The organism is Pedobacter sp., assembly GCF_031119335.1.
Classification (GTDB): domain Bacteria; phylum Bacteroidota; class Bacteroidia; order Sphingobacteriales; family Sphingobacteriaceae; genus Pedobacter.
In genome coordinates, this window is record NZ_JAVHXT010000002.1 from 181,392 (window position 1) to 200,796 (window position 19,405).

The 19,405-nt window shown below is 41.4% G+C and carries 5 protein-coding genes; all 5 read right to left on the reverse strand.

Annotation, left to right across the window (positions count from 1 at the left end):
• Positions 1-139: 139 nt before the first annotated feature.
• The 5 genes from REI64_RS02990 to REI64_RS03010 all read right to left on the reverse strand — a co-directional run bounded on the left by REI64_RS02990 (position 140) and on the right by REI64_RS03010 (position 19,161).
• The gene (locus REI64_RS02990; RefSeq protein WP_308848608.1) at positions 140-481 is read right to left on the reverse strand and encodes an NINE protein; all 342 of its coding nucleotides are present in this window, start codon (positions 479-481) and stop codon (positions 140-142) included.
• A gap of 20 nt (positions 482-501) precedes the next feature.
• On the reverse strand, positions 502-810 hold the full coding sequence (locus REI64_RS02995) for a DUF2752 domain-containing protein (RefSeq protein WP_308848609.1): 309 nt from the start codon (positions 808-810) through the stop codon (positions 502-504).
• 226 nt (positions 811-1,036) lie between these two features.
• A complete protein-coding gene (locus tag REI64_RS03000) occupies positions 1,037-3,205 on the reverse strand; it encodes an OmpA family protein (RefSeq protein WP_308848610.1) in 2,169 nt (722 codons plus the stop codon).
• 12 nt (positions 3,206-3,217) lie between these two features.
• Positions 3,218-4,144, reverse strand: coding sequence for a type IX secretion system membrane protein PorP/SprF (locus tag REI64_RS03005; protein WP_308848611.1), 927 nt, complete (start codon positions 4,142-4,144; stop codon positions 3,218-3,220).
• 2 nt (positions 4,145-4,146) lie between these two features.
• On the reverse strand, positions 4,147-19,161 hold the full coding sequence (locus REI64_RS03010) for a tandem-95 repeat protein (protein WP_308848612.1): 15,015 nt from the start codon (positions 19,159-19,161) through the stop codon (positions 4,147-4,149).
• Between the last annotated feature and the right edge of the window lie 244 nt (positions 19,162-19,405).

Here is a 19,405-nt window from a genome sequence, read left to right on the forward strand (position 1 = left end):
TTCACCACCTAAGACACCTTAGAAAACCTTAGTTATGGTTTCCTTAATGTTTGAAAACAAAAAAATCCCTACAGGTTTTTAACCGATAGGGATTTGATCTTTGTGTGTTACAATATATTCTCCCCTTTAGGGATTGGGGTTAAAAGTTGCTCATTCTCACCATTTGCATACTTTCAAAAACCATTTTCTGGTTATACTCAAAAGCCAATTGTTTGTGGTTCACGATATCGACAATTGAACCGATGAAACATAAACCTATGGTGAAGAAATATAAGATACCCATTCCTATTTGGCCAACAATGAAACGTTGCAAGCCTGGCACCAAGAACAAACCTATGATACAGAACAACAGCATATCGCTTGGGTTTTTACGCTTTCCAGAGTAAATCATTAAGAAAGTGCGCAACTGTTGCTCATTTAATCCTTGAGTTGCAGATTGTAAGTAAGAATATTCTTGAGGGGTAATCCCTGGCAATGACATAAAATTTTGATCGAACATGACTAAATCTCCTTATATTTTAAATAATTTCTTTGTTTAATAGTTAATTGTTTACCTAACTGATAAATACGATAAAGGATAATTAACAAGGCTGGAATGCCAAACCAATGTTGCTTAAAACTTCCATAAAAATCAGCATTAAAGATGGCCGTTATTGATCTACCTAAACCACATCCCGGACACCAATCGAAACCCAGATTTGCTAGTGGACATAAGGTGAAATGATGCTCGTGAGGATTAGCGGTGGCCAATAACGTTAGCGCCAAAACCCAAAAAACAATTTCTACATATTTTCCAACTTTGCTTATCACCGTTTCTTTGTTGTTTATTAATTAGAAACAATGATAAGGCTATTGTTACTTGTTTTAAAGCGTATTCGACCAACGGGAAATAAAAACCGACGAAAAGGAGATTATCGTATAGAATTTTGAATGATTAGATGAGAGAATGATTGAATTTGAGCATAATGCCCAATTTTGGAACATCTCAAAATCTGGCAGAAACAAAAGAGCGAGTATTTCTCTCGCCCTTTCATTGTTATTTTAGTGTTTTTAAAGTTTCACAATCTAAATCATCTACCTTTTTGCCTTTATACAATAAGAAAAATTCTGTACGTCTGTTTAACTGCTGTTCTTCTTCGGTACAGTTTACGCCATCGGCACAGTGGTTTACCAAGTTTTCTTCTCCATAAAAGCTGATACTAATTCTGCCTGCTGCTATACCCTTGTTAATGAGGTAATTTTTAACCGAATTAGAGCGCCTTTGCGATAACCTGATATTGTACTCTTTAGATGCCCTGCTATCGCAATAACTTGCTGCAGCTATTTCAAACTGCGGATTTGCCTTTAAGAAAACTGCTAATTTATCCGCAACTTCGGCAGCATCTTTCCTGATATTAGATTTATCCAAATCATAGTACAGCACAAATTGGCTTATTAGCTTCTTTAGTGTATCACAAGGGTTGCCTGCAATATCATTTTGCTGTTGGTTAGGCACACCAAGTTTTTTTAGGGCGATATTTTTGTTGATGACAGTATCTGTTAATAGCTCTTCGGTACTTAAACTAAACTGCTTAGGCTCGTATTGTGGAACCACAAAACCAAGTTTGGTAACTGCATTTTTTGGCAATTCGTATTCATAATTGCCCTGCGCATCTGTATTGATATTTAGTTTTTCGCCATTATGTTCTACCGCAATATTGATGCTAGCCAAAGCATTGCCAGTACTTTGCTCAGTCAATTTTCCTTTTAAGATGATTTTATAGTCGTTGTAATCGAACATATAAATATCATCGTTACCTCTTCTATTCGAGCTAAAGAAACCATGACTTCCACTACCATCTCTTACTAATGAAAAATCATCTACCGAAGAATTTACTGGAGCTCCTAAGTTTTTCGGTTTACCTTGTGGTGTAAATCCATCTATGTTTAACTCGAAAATATCTAAACCTCCTAAGCCAGCGTGACCTGTAGAAGAAAAGAAAAGCTGCTTGTCTTGATACAAAGTTGGGAACATTTCATCGCCTTCGGTATTAACCGTTTTGCCCATATTTATAGGCTTGCTCCATTCTTCATTTACGGAAGTTCTGGTGCTGTAATACAAATCGGTGCCGCCAAAACCACCCGGCATATCCGAAGTAAATATCAACAAGGTACCTGCTTGGTTCAACGCTGGATGGCCAACCGAATATTCGTCGCTATTATATGCAAAAGGCTTCAGGTTATCCATCGAAGCACTGTTGGCGGTAAACATCTTCAACTTAATTACGCCATCGGTACTTTTCCCAGTTTTGCCATTGTAGTAGTTGTTTCGGGTAAACATTATGGCGCCATCAGGTAATAAAGCCACCGGACCTTCGTGATACTTAGAATTAATGGATTTACTTAAACGCATCGCCAGTTCTTCGCTGCCCGTCGCCCTTGCCAAGGTATCATTGATGGTTGCGTAACCATCTGCAAATGTTTTACTGTCGTTACTAGTTTTGCGGGTATCATCATTGTTCACCACATAAAATTTCTTCCGTAAATTCTTATCAGTTTTTGCAGCTAGCATTACGCTGTCAATATTTATCGGTTTTACCTTTTCTAATTTATCTACCAAATACAAATCTGAAAAAGGTGATTGGTCCCAAGCAAAAACATTTTTGCTAAAGCCACTCGTTTTTCTGTTACTTACGAAAAGTAAACCATTGCCATAGTAAATAGGTGCATATTCAGATTGGTTGGTATTGATGTTTGCAAAACCGACTTTCCATCTGGCTTTATTTGCCATAAAACTAGAAACGTTGGGGTAGATATTTAAGAAATCGGCTGCCCTGGCATCTCCATTTTTTAATGTTACATATTTATTATACCAAACTTTGGATGTTTGATAATCTTCGAGATTGGCCAATACCTCCGCATAGCTTAAAGCCCATTCTGCCTTCACAGGATTTTGTTGCGCCAATTTTGCGTACCAAGCCGCAGCATTTTGATAGTCTTTAGTTTTGAGATAAGACTGCGCCAACAAAGCCATGGCATCTACGTTGGTAGGCTGTTGCTTTAAGGCACGCTCTAACAAAGGGATGGCATAAGCGTATTTCAATGCGTTATATTCTTTGGTTGCGGCTTTTAAAACAGCATCCGATTGATTTTTTTGGGCAAAAGATTGGGTTATAAACAATGAAACCCCTACAAATACCACAATTTTTTTGATGTATTTTCTCATTTTGCTCATAGGTTAAAAGTATCTAGGGGAGATGGTTTTGCCCTTCTCAAATCCGAATTCGTAGCGTAGCATAATTTCGTGGCTGCCCGAGTTAAACTGCACCAAGTTTGTGGTACTTCTATCATAAGAATACCCCAAACGGAATTGTGGTGATGCCTGAACTTCTACCATAGCGGCTATATCGGCACTGGTGCGGTACTGAAACCCGATTGAAAACACTTGCTTAATCCATAAATTGGCGTTTAAATCTGCCTGGATTGGCGAGCCCTGCACTCCTTTTACCAAAACAGAAGGCTTAAGGTCGAAATCTGGCGAAAGCGGAATAACATAACCAGTTGCTAAGAATAAGTGTAGCGCCTGACCGCTAAAAGTGTTATTTCCGGCAACCTTAAATTCGCTTAATTGGTTGTTAAGTAATTGAGGAGCCGATAAGCCCACATAAAACCTATCTGAATTATAATAAACTCCTGTGCCTAAATTTAGCAGGCCTTTGTTCACATTGTCTTGATATGCAGCATCATTGTTAATGCCACTAGAATTTAATGGCACGTTACTAAAATTACCGCGGTACTGACTGTAGCCAGCCTGCAAACCAAATGACAAAGTACCTGTAGCCATGCGGATGCGATAAGCATAACTAGCAAGCGCACCAGTGTTTTGGGTTACACCAATTTTATCACTAAAAATCTGTAAGCCCAAGCCTACTTTTTTGTTGCTTACCGGTGCATCTATGGTAAAAGTTAATGTTTCTGGTGCACCATCAATACCTATCCATTGGCTACGATACAGTGCCGTTGCCGAAGTAACGTTACGGCTTCCCGCATAGGCGGGATTAATGGCCAAGGTATTGAACATATATTGTGAGTACATAGCTTCTTGCTGCGCCATAGTTTGCCCAGCAAGAAGTGAAAAGAAAAGTATTGCGATATATTTCTTCATGTCTATCGTTTTAAGGTTAGATGTCCAACGTGTTTTTCATTTCCATCGAGGATGACAATATAGAAGTACGTACCTTCTGGTAAATCTTCTCCAATTCTCAAACCGGTGTTGCTGCGTCCATCCCAATCGTTTTGGTAATTATTGCTGATGTACACTCTATTTCCCCATCGGTTAAATACCTCTAGCGAAAGTCGTTTATAACCATTATTTTCAATCACAAACTTATCGTTGGCACCATCGCCGTTAGGAGAAAAACCTCCTGGAATAAACTCCTTAGGCTTTTGGATATCGATATTTGTTGGGTCTGATGGGCTAACATCGCCAGCATTGTTAGGGTCTGGTTTTAAACCGTTGGTAGAAATATCGGTTACGGCAATTCCCGTAGCAGATTGCGCTAATGCTGTTGCACTGTTCGAGTACGTTTTAGAGGTACTTGTTGGCATTACATTAACTTCCATTTCTATGGTTTGTGTAGCACCAACTGTCAGGGTATTTCCAGCTTGTAACAACTGTACATCTGTGTTACCGTTATAGGCTGTATTTACAGTTAGGGTACCCAAGGTTCTAACAGCTCGTACTGTAAAATTATCACCGCCAAAGGTAGTACGTAAATTATCGGTGATGTTTACATTATTAAGTACTGATACGCCGTAGTTTCCAACCGTTAACCTATAAGTGATGTTATACGAACCGTTAACCTGTTTAACTGAAGAAATGATTGCCTTGGCCAAACCAATTTTCGGTGCATCTTTTACATCGATAGTTACTGTTGCTACGTTAGAAACAACCCCAGATTTATCTTTCACTGTATAACGGAACGTATCTGTACCGTAGTAACCCGCATTTGGTGTGTAAGTTACCCTACCCGTTGTAGGATTAACAGTTAGCGTTCCGTTAGCTGGTTGCTGCGTAATTACCACAGAAGTTAAATCTAAACCGTCATCGATATCGCTATCGTTTGCCAATATATCTATAACTACTGGAGTAAATGGCGTAGTGGTAGCATTGTCGTTTACTGCTACTGGAACATCGTTTACCGAAGTTACCGTAATGTTCAGTTTAGCCGTTGCCGCACCTCCTTTTCCATCGCTTACCGTGTAGGTAATTTCTGGAACCGTACCATTGTAATTTGCTGCAGGTGTGAAGCTGTAACTACCATCTGCATGGATGGTAATGCTGCCCACATTCGGAATGGTAAAGGCGATACCTATTGTTGGCGTGCCGATTACTCCAGCAATGCTGAAACCTGTAACAGTTAACACATCGCCATCAGCATCGGTAGCATTTTTCAACAGACCGTTGGCAGCTGTTAACGTTAGTGGTGTGTCTTCATTTGTTATTGCTGTGTTGTCTCCAACTACTGGCACATCGTTAACCGAAGTTACCGTGATGTTCAGTTTAGCAGTTGCCGTACCTCCCTTGCCATCGCTTACCGTGTAGGTAATTTCTGGAACTGCACCATTGTAATTTGCCGCAGGTGTAAAGCTGTAGCTACCATCGGCATTGATAGTAATGCTGCCCACATTTGGAATGGTAAAAGCTGTACCAATTGTTGGTGTGCCCGTTACTCCAGCAATGCTGAAACCTGTGATGCTCAACACATCCCCGTCGGCATCAGTGTCATTGCTTAACAGTCCGTTGGCTGCTGTTACCGTTAGTGGCGTATCCTCGTTAGTGGTTGCCGTGTCGTTTGCGGTTACCGGAACATCGTTAACTGAAGTTACTGTGATGTTCAGTTTCGCTGATGCCGTACCACCGTTACCATCGCTTACCGTGTAGGTAATTTCTGGAACTGCGCCATGGTAGTTTGCTATTGGTGTAAAGCTGTAGCTACCATCCGAATTGATACGAATTGTACCAACATTTGGAATTACAAACGGTGTATTTACCGCTGGTGCAGCTGTTACGCCGGCAATGGTATAACCTGTTAAAGTTAAAGCGTCGCCGTCTACATCGCTATCGTTTTTAAATAAGCCATTAGCCGCTGTTACTGTAAGCGGTGTGTCTTCGTTAGTTGTTGCGGTATCATTGTTAGTTACCGGAACATCGTTTACTGGTGTAATTACAATTTTAAGAATTGCCGTTGCAGTTGCTCCATTTCCATCACTTATAGTGTAATTGATATCTGGTATGGTGCCATGGTAATTTGGCAGTGGAACAAAGGTGTAAGTTCCGTTAGCATTTAAGGTAATACTACCTGCGTTTGGAATTACAAATGGAGTACCTACAACCGGAGTTCCAGCTACACCTGTGATGGTGAAACCTGAAACCGTGAGCACGTCACCATCAGCATCGGTATCGTTAGCAATAACGTTACCGGTTGCATTAGTGTCTTCTGCTGCCGTTCTGTTATCATGTACTGCTACTGGAACATCATTTATAGAGGTTACGGCAATTTTTAAACTTGCGGTAGCACTACCACCTTTACCATCACTTACAGTATAAGTAATTGCTGGTACATTACCGTTGTAATTTGGCAATGGCACAAAAGTGTATGTTCCGTTGGCGTTAACCGTAATTGTACCCACATTTGGAATGGTAAACGGCGTACCTACTACTGGTGTACCTGTTAATCCAGCTACTGTGAAGCCTGTAATTGTTAAAGCATCGCCATCGGCATCGGTATCATTTGTTAAAACGTTACCTATTACGTTGCCGCTGTCTTCGTTAACCATTCTTAAATCATCGGTTGCTACCGGAATATCATTCACCGAAGTTACGGTTACAGGGATGCTCACTGTTGTAGTAGCACCATCAAAATCCTTCACTGTTATTTCAAACACATCGGCACCGTGATAATTTGGCGATGGCGTGTAAGTATAAGTTCCATCTGCATTAATAGTAACGCTACCGTGTGCAGGAGGTGTTGTTAGGGTATAAGTTAATGGCTTGTTAGCTAAATCGTCTTCTACATCTGTAGCCGTTACTTTACCGTTGGCTGGGGTATCTTCTGAGGTAACAATTACCGGCGAAGTTGCCACTGGTACATCATTTACCGAAGCTACATTTACTGGCACTACTACCGTAGCAAAACCGCCATTACCGTCACTTACGTTAATTGTAAAGCTATCTGTACCATGATAGTTTGGCGCCGGCGTGTAAGTGTAAGTTCCATCTGGACGTATTACCAATGTGCCATGTGCTGGCGGAGTAGCCACCGTATAAGTTAGCACATCGCCATCTGCGTCTGTAGCGGTAATTGTGCCATTTTGTGGCGTGTCTTCTAAGGTATTAATAGGATTAGAAGAAGCTACCGGCACATCGTTTACAGAGTTTACAGTTAAACTTAATGTTGATGTAGCTGTAGCACCATTGGTATCTCTTACCGTATAAGAAATTACTGGTACCGCACCGTAATAATTCGGAGCTGGCGTAAATACATAACTTCCATCAGCTTTGATGTTGATGGTACCTACGGTTATGCCACCAACTCCAACCACTGGTACGTCGGTATTTAATAGTTGCGTGCCTGTTGTTCCAGTAATGCTATATCCTATTATCGTTAGCGCATCGCCGTCTACATCAGTATCATTGGCCAATAAACCGTTGGCAGCATCTACATTAAGAGGCACATCTTCATTAACGGTACCCGCATCAGTAACTGCTACTGGCGCATCATTTACAGCAGTAACGGTGATATTAAGTTTCGCTGTGTTGTTGCCGCCATTTCCATCGGTTACCGTATAGGTAATTTCTGGAACTGCTCCGTTATAGTTAGGTAGCGGTGTGAAACTGTAACTTCCATTTTCGTTGATGGTTACTGTACCCACGTTTGGTATTTCAAAAGGAGTACCTAATACTGGTATATCCGTTACTCCCGCTACAACAAAACCTGTAATTGTTATAGGGTCTTTATCTGCATCGGTATCATTTGCCAATAAGCCATTTGAAGCTGAGCGATTAAGTGAGCCGTCTTCTAAAATAGTAGCGTTATCGTTTACTGCTAATGGCGCATCGTTTACTGCTATAACACTTAACGATAAACTTGCGCTTGCAGTTAAAGCACCATCGGTAATGGTGTAAATAATGGCAGGAACTGTACCGTTATAATCTGGGTTAGGCGTAAAAGTATAGTTACCGTTGGTATTGATAAGTATGCTACCTACATTAGGGATGCTTACTGTACTGCCGGCAGTATGTGTGCCTGTAACACCCGCAATGGTAAATGTAGTTACCGTTAATGCCGACTGAGGGTTGTCGATATCGGTATCGCCAGTTACTGGGTCTGTAACAACATTGCCAGATATTGCTGTGTCTTCATTACCAGAGTTGGTATCGTTATTAGCTATTGGAGCATCATTTACTGCGGTTACTGTGATGTTAAGTTTCGCTGTATTTGTACCGCCGTTTCCGTCGCTAACCGTATAAGTAATTTCTGGAATTGTACCATTGTAATTTGGCAGCGGTGTAAAGCTGTAGCTACCATCTACATTAATGGTGATATTACCCACTAAAGGAATAGTAAAGGCCGTACCAATTATAGGCATACCAGTTACTCCAGCAATGCTGAAACCCGTAATGGTTAGTGGGTCGCCATCTGCATCGGTATCATTTGTTAACAAACCATTTAAGGCCGAACGATTAAGCGAACCATCTTCTAAGATAGTAGCACTGTCATCTGCTGTTATTGGAATGTCATTTACAGCAGCAATCGTGATGTTAACATCTGCATCTACGTCAGCGTATTCAGTGGCATCTTTTCCGTTCCATTTAAATGAAGTTGTACCGTTCCAATTGGCATTTGGCACAAAAGTGATGTTAGCCAAATCGGCTGCCAAAATCATTTGTCCAACATTAATATCAACCGGAGGGTTAACACCATCATTTAGTTGAAGCTTACCATTTGCTGGCAACGAAACTATTTTAATTTCGGTTAAGGCATCTGCATCTACATCGCTAAACTTAGTTGTAAAATCTGCAGCAGCAAATGTTATTGCAACATCTTCTGTTCCTGCTTTTGTTACATCGTCTACAACTGGTTTATCGTTTACATTAGTTACCGTAATATTTAGTGTCGAATTAAGGGCGACAGTACCATCTGTAACTGTATATGTAATTGTTGGAACTGTTCCATTAAAATTCTCAGACGGTGTAAACACATAGTCACCATTTGATTTCACATTGATAGTTGCCGTATTACCTTGCGCATCAGTAATTACAATATCAGTATTTAACTGAGGGCTTGTTACCCCTGGAATGGCAATTTGTGTAATTGTTAAATTGTCCCCATCTACATCAATATCATTAACCAACAGATTTTTGCTAATTGCCGAAGCTCCTTCTAGGATAGTTTCAGTTTCTGGCAGCAACACTGGGTTATCGTTAACTGGGGTAATTGTGATGACTAGCGTAGCACTAGACTGTGCTGCCGTTGCCGCAGGGTTTCTAGTAGTTGGATTATCTTCAACGGTATAAGTAATGGTTGGTACCGTTCCGTGATAGTTTAAAAGTGGCACAAAAGTATAGCTTCCATCAGCGTTAATGGTGATATCACCCACGTTCGGAATAGTTGCCGTTGTACCTGCAGCATGGTTGGTTAAATCGCCATCAATACTGAAATACTTAACCAGAAATGGGTCATTGTTAGGGTCGCTGTCAGGTGTTCCATCAGTGATAACGTTACCCAAAACACTAGCATCTTCTGCACCTGTAGCTGTGTTGTTTGTAGCTATTGGTGCTTCGTTGTCTACTGTTACAGTCAATGAGAAAGTTCCTGTTTCAGAAAGCGAACCATCTGTTGCTGTATAGGTAATTAATGGCACTTGCCCGCTATAACCTGGTTCGGCAGTAAATACTACACTTCCATCAGTATTTATGGTAATTGTACCTACGGTAGTTGGCCCCGAAGTAACAACTACAGGTACGCCTATTGCTTGAGTTCCCGGCATGCCTGCGATGGTATATCCAGAAACCGTTAATGATGGGCCATCAACATCGGTATCGTTTGATAATAGACCTGGCGTGCCAATATTAAGTGTTTCGCCTTGTTTAATACTAGCTACATCGTTACCTACAACTGGTTTATCATTTACGGCATCGATAGTGATATTTACCAATGCGTTTACATTGGCATAAGTTGTACCATCGAAACCGTTCCATCTAAAGCTGGTACTGCCATTCCAATTTGCATTTGGCACAAAAGTGATGTTACCTAAATCGGCTGCATTAATTTCGTCGCCAGCAATAATATCTGTGCCATTCAATTTCAGTTTACCATTATTTGGCAAACTAACTATCCTTACTTTAGTTAAAGGGCTATTTTCTACATCAGTATATTTCGAAATAAAATCTGTATCGGCAAAAGTAACCGTGTTATCTTCTAAAGCATTTTTAGCAATGTCAGAAACTACCGGCGGGTCGTTTACTGCAGTTACACTAATGGCTAAATCAGCTGTTGCCGTACCGCCGTTACCATCGCTAACAGTATAGGTAATTACTGGTACTGCGCCATTATAATTAGCCAATGGAGCAAAACTGTACGAACCATTTGCATTAATGGTAATATTACCAACTCCTGCAATAAGATGAGCCACACCAACTGTAGGTGTACCTGTTACTCCTGGATAGGTAAAGTCGGTGATGGTTAAAGTTGTACCCGCATCAATATCGCTATCGTTTGACAACAATCCGTTTGCGGCAGTTCTGGTTAAGGTACCGTCTTCTAAAATAGTTGCGCTATCATTTACGGCAATTGGTAAATCGTTAACCGAATTTACCGTTAAGTTAAGCGTTGCCGTTGCTGTAGCAGCGCCATCGGTAATGGTGTAGTTAATAGCTGGCACATTACCGTTGTAATTTGCAACTGGCACAAATGTATAACCGCCATCATCGTAAATGGTAATGGTACCTACCGATGGAATTAGTACTGGTGTATTAGTTGCCTTTACTCCCGAGATACCTGCTATGGTAAAGCCGGTAACCGTTAAGTCATCTCCCTCTAAATCGGTATCGTTTACTAACAAGCCGTTAGCAGCGATAACGGTTAAAGTTACATCTTCATTTACATTATTTACATCATTTACGGCTATTGGCGCATCATTAACTGCCGTGATACTAAGGGTTAAAGTTGCTGTGTTTGTGCCGCCATTGCCATCGCTAACAGTGTAAGTAATTACTGGTACTGTACCGTTGTAATTAGGCTCTGGTATAAAGCTATACGAACCGTTTGAATTTATGGTAATTGTACCTATACCCGTAATAAGATGTGGCGTACCAACGGTTGGCGTACCTGTTACACCCGGATAGGTAAAATCGGTAATGGTTAAGGTTGTACCTGCGTCTACATCGCTATCGTTTGAAAGTAGACCCGTTGCCGCTGGAACATTTAAAGTAACATCTTCTGTTACTACAGCAACATCATTCACAGCTACCGGAATATCGTTAACAGCAGCAATAGTGATTTCTACATCTTCAGGTACATTAGCGTAAGCCGTACCGTCAAATGCGTTCCATTTAAAGCTTGTAGTACCGTTCCAATTGGCATTAGGCACAAAAGTGATATTCGCCAATTGGGCAGCAGCTATTTCATCACCTACTAAAATATCTACCCCGTTTAACTGTAATTTACCGTTAGCAGGTAGGCTTACAATTTGGATTTTAGTTAGGTTATCTCCGTCAGCATCGGTAAAGCTATCGGTAAAATCTGCCGAAGTAAATGGCAAGGTAGTGTCTTCTGTTCCCGATTTGGCAATGTCAGTTAACACAGGTTTATCTGCCACTGCGGTTACCGAAATATTTACAGTCGATGGTGTTGAATAAGCGGTACCATCACTACCGCTCCATCCGAAACTTGTGCTGCCGTTATAATCAGCGCCAGGTACAAAAACCAAGTTTGGTATTTCTGCCACAGGGATTTCTTGACCTGGGCTTACCGGCGAACCATTTAATAAGAGTACACCTTGTGATGAAGGCGGCAAGCTAGAAATCTGAATTTTAACCAGTGCATCGCCATCAGCATCTGTAAAGTTGTTTGTAAAATCTGTTAATCCAAAAGTTACTGGAGCATCTTCGGCAGTTGTTTTATTAATTGCAGTAAGTTGCGGCGCATCGTTAACCGGACTGATTAAGATACTTACATTGTTATCTGTAGTAGCGTATTCCGTACCATCGTGTCCGTTCCACTTAAACGTAACTGGGCCGTTAAAGTTAGGCACTGGCACAAAAGTGATGTTTGCCAACTGCGAAGCAAGGATTTCTTGTCCTAAAGTAATATCAACCCCGTTAAGTTTTAATACACCTTGGCTAGCTGGCGGTAAGGTAACCACCTGAATTTTGCTCAAGGCATCGCCATCTACATCAGTAAATTTCGAAGTAAAATCTGTAGCTGTAAATGGTAGGGTGGCATCTTCTGAACCAGCTTTGGTAACTAGTGCCACTATTGGTTTATCATTTACAGGAGCAATATTAATATTTATGCTTGCTGTAGTTGCGGCATAAGCTACCCCATCACTTCCGTTGTAGCTAAAGCTTACCGGACCATTAAAGTTAGGTGCTGGTACGAATGTGATTTTACTTAAATCGGCAGTAGAAATTTCTTGACCTACAAGGATATCAACTCCATTTAATTTTAGCACGCCTTGGTTTGCAGCAGGTAATGTTACCACCTGAATTTTAGCCAAAGTTCCGTCTACATCTGTAAACTGTGCAGTAAAATCTGTAGGTGCAAAAGTTACAGGAGTATCTTCTGTACCAGCTTTGTTAATATCGGCAACTGCCGGAATATCATTTACCGATTGTATAACTAAAGGTAATGTTTTGCTGTCTGTTAATGCTGGCCCCCCGGTGTTGCCCAAATCGTTGATGCTGGTTGTTAAGTTAACCGTACCATTATCATTTGCCGCTGGACTGTAGGTTACTTTTGCGGCATCGATAAAAGCATTAATTGCTGCCACTGTACCTGTAATGGTAACGGTGTTTGTTCCACTTCCAGTAATTACAATACCTGTTTCGTTAGTGGCTGCAATGCTACCTTTTCCTGCTGGTACGCTTAAAGTAACAGTTACCGGATTATTTCCAGCGTCTTTATCTTCGAAAGATATTCCTTCTAAAGCTTTAGGCGTATCCTCTGTAAAAATATTATTTGTTGGCACAGTTACAACTGGCGCAATGTTATAGTCTTCTCTCCAATCTCGCTCTGGTGTGCCAGGCGTATCTAGGTTAGGGAATGTTGTTGGCGTTTGTCCATTGCTTGGATTAAATGCACCAACATTATTATCAAAAGCATCGTCAATACCATCCTTATCTGCATCAACTCCAGATTTTACTTTGTCTGCAACACCATCATTATTGGTATCGTAAGCTTCTAAAGTATCTGGTTCGCCATCGTTATCACTATCTAAATCTAAATAATCTGGCAGGTCTGTTCCATCAGTATTTACTGGCGTGATACCGTTAGTACTTACATAAGCATTGTCTAGGCCTTTGCTCGAATATGTTCCGCTTGGAGCAATGTAACCTGCTGTACTTTGTGCTTCGATATTATCCGGGATACCATCGCCATCACTATCTAAATCTAGGAAGTTAGGAATGCCATCACCATCGGTATCAATTGCTTTTTCTACCGAATCTAATATCCCATCATTATCCGAATCTATATCTCTGTAGTTCGGTATGCCATCGCCATCGGTATCTAAAACTACCATTGGTACGCCCGAAGGATCTCCGGTAAGCGAGCCTGTTAAGTTGTTATAATTATCTACGATGTCTGAGATACCGTCACGGTCGAAATCATTCACCAAACCTACGCCCACTTTTCCGTCGTTGTCTGGATCTGGACCTCCGTTTTCGATCACATCAAAAATACCATCGCCGTCGGAGTCTAAATCTAAGAAATCTGGTTTGCCATCGCCATCAGTATCTACCGGGGTATAACCGCCATTGGCTATTTTTGGAACTCCGTTGGCATCAACATCAACTGCCCGAATTAAACCAATTCCTGGCAAGCCGTTGTTATCTGGGTCTGAGCCACCAGCTTCAATTACGTCTGGAATACCATCGCCGTCAGAGTCTAAATCAAGGTAGTTAGGGATACCATCGCCATCATCGTCGCCGTAACCTTCTACAGAATCTAAAATACCGTCGTTGTCGTTGTCAAGGTCAAAAGCATCTGGTACACCATCACCATCGGTATCTAAAGAGCTTCTCCAATCGCGTTCGTTGCCCGGATTACCATTGCCAGGCATTGAGGCTGGTGTTTGTCCGCCGTTAGTTGCGTAACCAGACGGATGCGTATTACCGTTGTCATTATCAAAAATATCGGCCAAGCCGTCGCCGTCCGAATCTGGAAGTACGTCCATCAAACCGTCTGGACCTGGTGCGCCTGTCTGGTTATTTACCAAATCGACCTCTAGCGGACTAACCACTGCGTTTTCTAGCCAATCTCTAATACCATCATTTTCAGAGTCAGTATCAACATAATCTGGCGCACTACCACCATCGGCATTGGCATAGCCAGAAGCTACGCCTCCATTGTTTACATCGTAGGCGTCGTCAATTCCATCACCATCGGTATCTCTACCTGTTGGTGGCACATACCTATTGGTTGCTAAACCTTCTAAATTGTCAATGATACCGTCGTTATCAGAATCGATATCTAAGTAGTTTGATAAGCCGTCAAAATCTCTATCTTGGTTAAATAGCGGACTTATTACCACGAAATCTGGGTCGTTTAAGTCTGATAAACCATCGCCGTCGGCATCTACAATTGGCCCAGTACCAATGATACCATCATTCTCACCATCTACAATATAAAATGCTGCTTCGAAAGTGTCCGGAATACCATCGCCATCAGAATCTAAATCTAAATAGTTTGGCAAGCCATCTCTATCTTTATCCTGAATAACTAAAGGTGTACCCCCCATTGCCGGATCTAAATCGTCGTGTAATCCATTTCCGTTGGCATCTTTGAAAGGTCCAATTCCATAGCGTCCATCTTTATCTGGGTCATTAGCCGGATTTCCGTTAGATTCTATTGCATCTACAATGCCATCGTTATCAGAATCTACATCTAAATAATCTGGAATGCCGTCTCCATCTTTATCGCCAGTACCTTCAATTGAATCTGGAATACCATCATTGTCGTCATCTAAATCGGTAATGTCTGGTACACCATCGCCATCCGTATCTATACTAAGGTTAGCATTGCCAGAAATTACCGCAGCGCAGGCATTATCGCTCTGTGTAACTAAGACACGGTACCTGTAGCCTTCCATCGTTTCTATAGCCTTTGGAATGCTTAAAGTATTTGTTGTTGCACCAGTATAGGTGGTTCCATCTGTTACGTTGTTCCAACTATTTCCATCGGTACTTACTTGCCATTGATATTGAGAAACTGCGCTTCCGCCTGTTGCTGTTACAGTAAAGGTAGCCGGTCTAAATCCTTTTACAGTTTGGTTAGCTGGCTGTGTACTAATGGTAGCGGCCGTTCCAACATTGATAACTATTGGAGCTGTAGCAACCGAGTTACAGCTAGTTGTTCCCGTGGTTGATACTGCAATACGGCGATATTGTGTAGTCTGGATTAACGTTCCAGGCGAATAGCTAGCCGCTGTTGCACCACCAATTACAGTCCAAGTAGTGCCGTTAATAGAGCTTTCCCATACGTAGGTAATTGTACCACCGCCAGTAGCATCAGTTGTTGAAGTAATGGTTGCAGGTACTGTGTTGGCACATATTGTCTGGTTTGCGCCAATTGTTCCAGGTGTAATATTTGGCTGAATGGTTACATCGAAAGTAAACGCAGTACCTGCACAACCATTTAACACTGGGGTAACAGTATATCTTACTACACCACTAGTAGCAGCAGTATTAGAAAGCGTTTGACTAATTGGCCCGCTTACCGGTGTACTTTGGTTGCTAAACCCTGTGATACCCGTACCACTTTGCACAGCGGCTGTCCAAGTATATTGTAAGCCTGCATTGCTAGTAGTTGGCATTACCACAAATGAACTACCGGTACAAATTGCCGCTGGACTAACCGCCGATGCAGAAATATTTGGCGTAACTAATACCGTGATGGTAAACGAAGTACCTGGACAAGAGCCATTACTTGGCGTTACAGTGTAAGTTACCGTAGCCGTTGTTGTGCCAGTATTGGTTAAATTTTGTGTTACAGCGGCAAGGTTGTTTCCGCTAGTTGCTCCCGTTACGGTGCCACCAGTAATTGTTGGCGTAGACCAAGTGTAGGTGGTTCCTGCTGGTACTTCAACGGGATCGAAAGTGAAACTTCCAGTACGACAGATAGTATAGTTTTGATTTACAACCGCAGGGCGTTGGGTAACGGTTATGGTTACCGGCGTTGAAGTAGCTTGGCTACAGCCTCCACCACTAACTATTGCTCTAAACATTGCAGAACCGCTAATGTTTAAGTAGTTTAAGGTTGTAGAAGCAGTGCTCTGAGGATGCGTATTCCAAGTAATACCATCATCGGTTGAATACTCCCATCTTACTACCGATGCCGAAGTACCGTTTAAAGTTAACGTTCCGTTGGTACCGCTACATACTGGCGAAGCACCAGAAACAGTTCCTGTCGATGTTACCGTAATGGTATGCTTAGCACTTCTTGGCGTACATCCGGCTGCCGTTGCTGTAACTTCTATCGTTCCATTAAAGTTGGCCGAAAAAGTAACTTCTCCAGTAGCTGCATCTATTACAGCTCTATCGGTAGCTACATTTAAACTGTAGGTAATACCAGTGCTGTTATTTGCAGTTGCCGAATAAATTTGGCTGCCCGGACCTTGACATCTCGAAGAAGTTGAACCCAAAGCAAACACTGGCGTACCTACCAGTCCATTTACCTGTATAGTTCCTTTTGCAGATACGTTTGGACTACCACCTGTAGTAGTTACCGTATAAGTTTGCGGACCAGAGGTAGCTTGTGTTGGTGTACCCGAAATTCGTAATACTTTTGAAGATGAAGTATAAGTTGCCGTAACTCCAGCAGGTAAACCTGTTACATTAGCTCCAGTAACAGAACCCGATAACTGATAGGTAATATTAACCAATGCCGTGTTAATACAAACCGACTGCGCATCTGAAGGAGGAGTAGAAGGCGATGTTAATGTAATATTTGGCAGAGGTGTTACGCTGGCAGAACTTTGGTCGTTGCTAGCATCGGGGTCTGTTTGTATACCTACAATGGTAGCGGTATTATTGTAATCTCCTGTGGCATTAACTCTAGCGGTAATGACCAATGTGGCTGTTGCCCCTCCATTTAATGTACCTATTGACCAAAGGCCTGTTGTATTGTTATAACTGGTTCCAGTAAAAGGCGTAGCAGATACAAAAGTATATCCCGATGGAAGCATATCTACCACAGAAACACCCAAGGCCTGTCCTATACCCAAATTTTGAGCAGTTATTGTAAATCTAACCGTTCCACCTACTACTGGATTAGCATTATCTACCGTTTTAGTTACCGCCTTGTCTACATTACAAAGCGCAACAATAATTGGTAGTGATTGTGATGCGATACCACAATCTATTTTAGAGGTTAAAGTATAAGTTCCAGATTGAGTTGCTACGTAACTACTTCCAGTGGCATTAGGAATAGCCACACCATTAAAATACCATTGATAAGGAGCAGAACTGCTAGGGTCGGCATTAAGTGTAGCCGTTGCACAATCTACCTGTGGCGCCAATATCGGCTTTAAAGCTCGTTCCGGAAATGGCGACAAGGCATTTGCCATAGAAAAACCACCTCCGTTTTGTATCATTGACGCACTAATCCTAGAGTTACTGGTAATGGTTATTACCGATGGGGTACCAATATTAGCACTGGTAAAATCAATTACATACAAACCTGTACTACCCAACTGCCTACGTTTACCTACACCCGAAATTAATTCGATATCGCTATTGGTGTAGTTCGTACTTCCGCCAGTTGTGGTTAAATAAACTTTATCTGTAGAATTTTTAGTAATGATATAACCGAAATACGGTAAATCTTGACTGGTTGTTAGTTTTCTAAACTTATACGTTTCTACCTGCTTAGAACCAGCACAGAAAGATAAAGGAGCTAGTGTAGACACATCTACCTCGCAACCAAAAGCTGCACCAGCATAGGCTGCAATATTTTTATTTGCCTTAATATGGCTTCCCGAATAAGTATCTCCAGAAATTCCATTTCTAAAAGTGATAAAGCTACCCGCCGCTACCAATGTATAAGTAGTGGATGTACCAGAAAGCACCCCAAGAGAGGTAAAGTTTGTTACCGTAACCTGTGTATTAGGCTCCGTTGCCACTACCGTGGTTTGCTCTGCGGTGTTATTTCCAGCGGCTCTAATTACTGCATATTCATTACCCAATAAATTAATTGGCGGAATTGGGTTAGACGTACCATCAGCACATCCTTCCGGAGCATCAAATGTAGCGTTGGTAGTCATTACCGCAGGTCCTGAGGTTTCTACCAAAGAACCCATTGCCGCTTGTAATAAATAACTTTGCCCTTCATTTAATGTGGTTATAGCAATACCATTAAGTTTTACGATGGTGTTGTCTTCAACAGCCATTAAACCATAAACAGGCCGCTTGTCTCTTGCCAAACTCCTAGAGGCCAAATCGCCATCCCTATAGTAGCCCACCCTGAAAGCCGTACCTACCGCGGCGTCACCAAAACTAAATAAAGACGAATTTCCTTTAATATAATCATCATTTCCACCTTCATCTGAAGTTACATTTCTGATATTTACCGAGATGGGTTGCGTACCTTCTACAATTATACCCGCCGCATTTAGCACTGTATTTAATGCCAAGTATGGAAAGCTTTTGATGTTTCCAGTAAAACGATATACTGCCGGATTACCTGTTGTACAACTTAATGTAGTTACCAAGGTACCATCACTTTTATTAACAGTAACTGAAACAGGCGTAGTGCTAGTAGTAGAAACCACTAACTCGTTCGCTTGTGTCCAATACTGCCAGGGAGCGGGAGCAATGTAATGCTTTTTATAGGTTTGTCCCCACGAAACTAAAACGATAGAAAACAGGAGAAAAAAAACAGAAAGTAGCTTTTTAATCATAGTAGCGTATTTAATAAAGGATGGCATGTATTATTTAGAGAGAAGAGAATTATAAGACACTATTAACAAGCGCCTTACAACATAATCACCTTAACTCTTCAACAATTGGGAAAAGAGGTAGACTGTCAATCATAGATTATTTAATTTTTAGCGGTTAAATTCATCAATTGCATCACATTTAACACAAATTGGTTGTAATTATAGAAAAGAGCCAAACTTTTAATCGTGTTTAAACGTTTAAAGC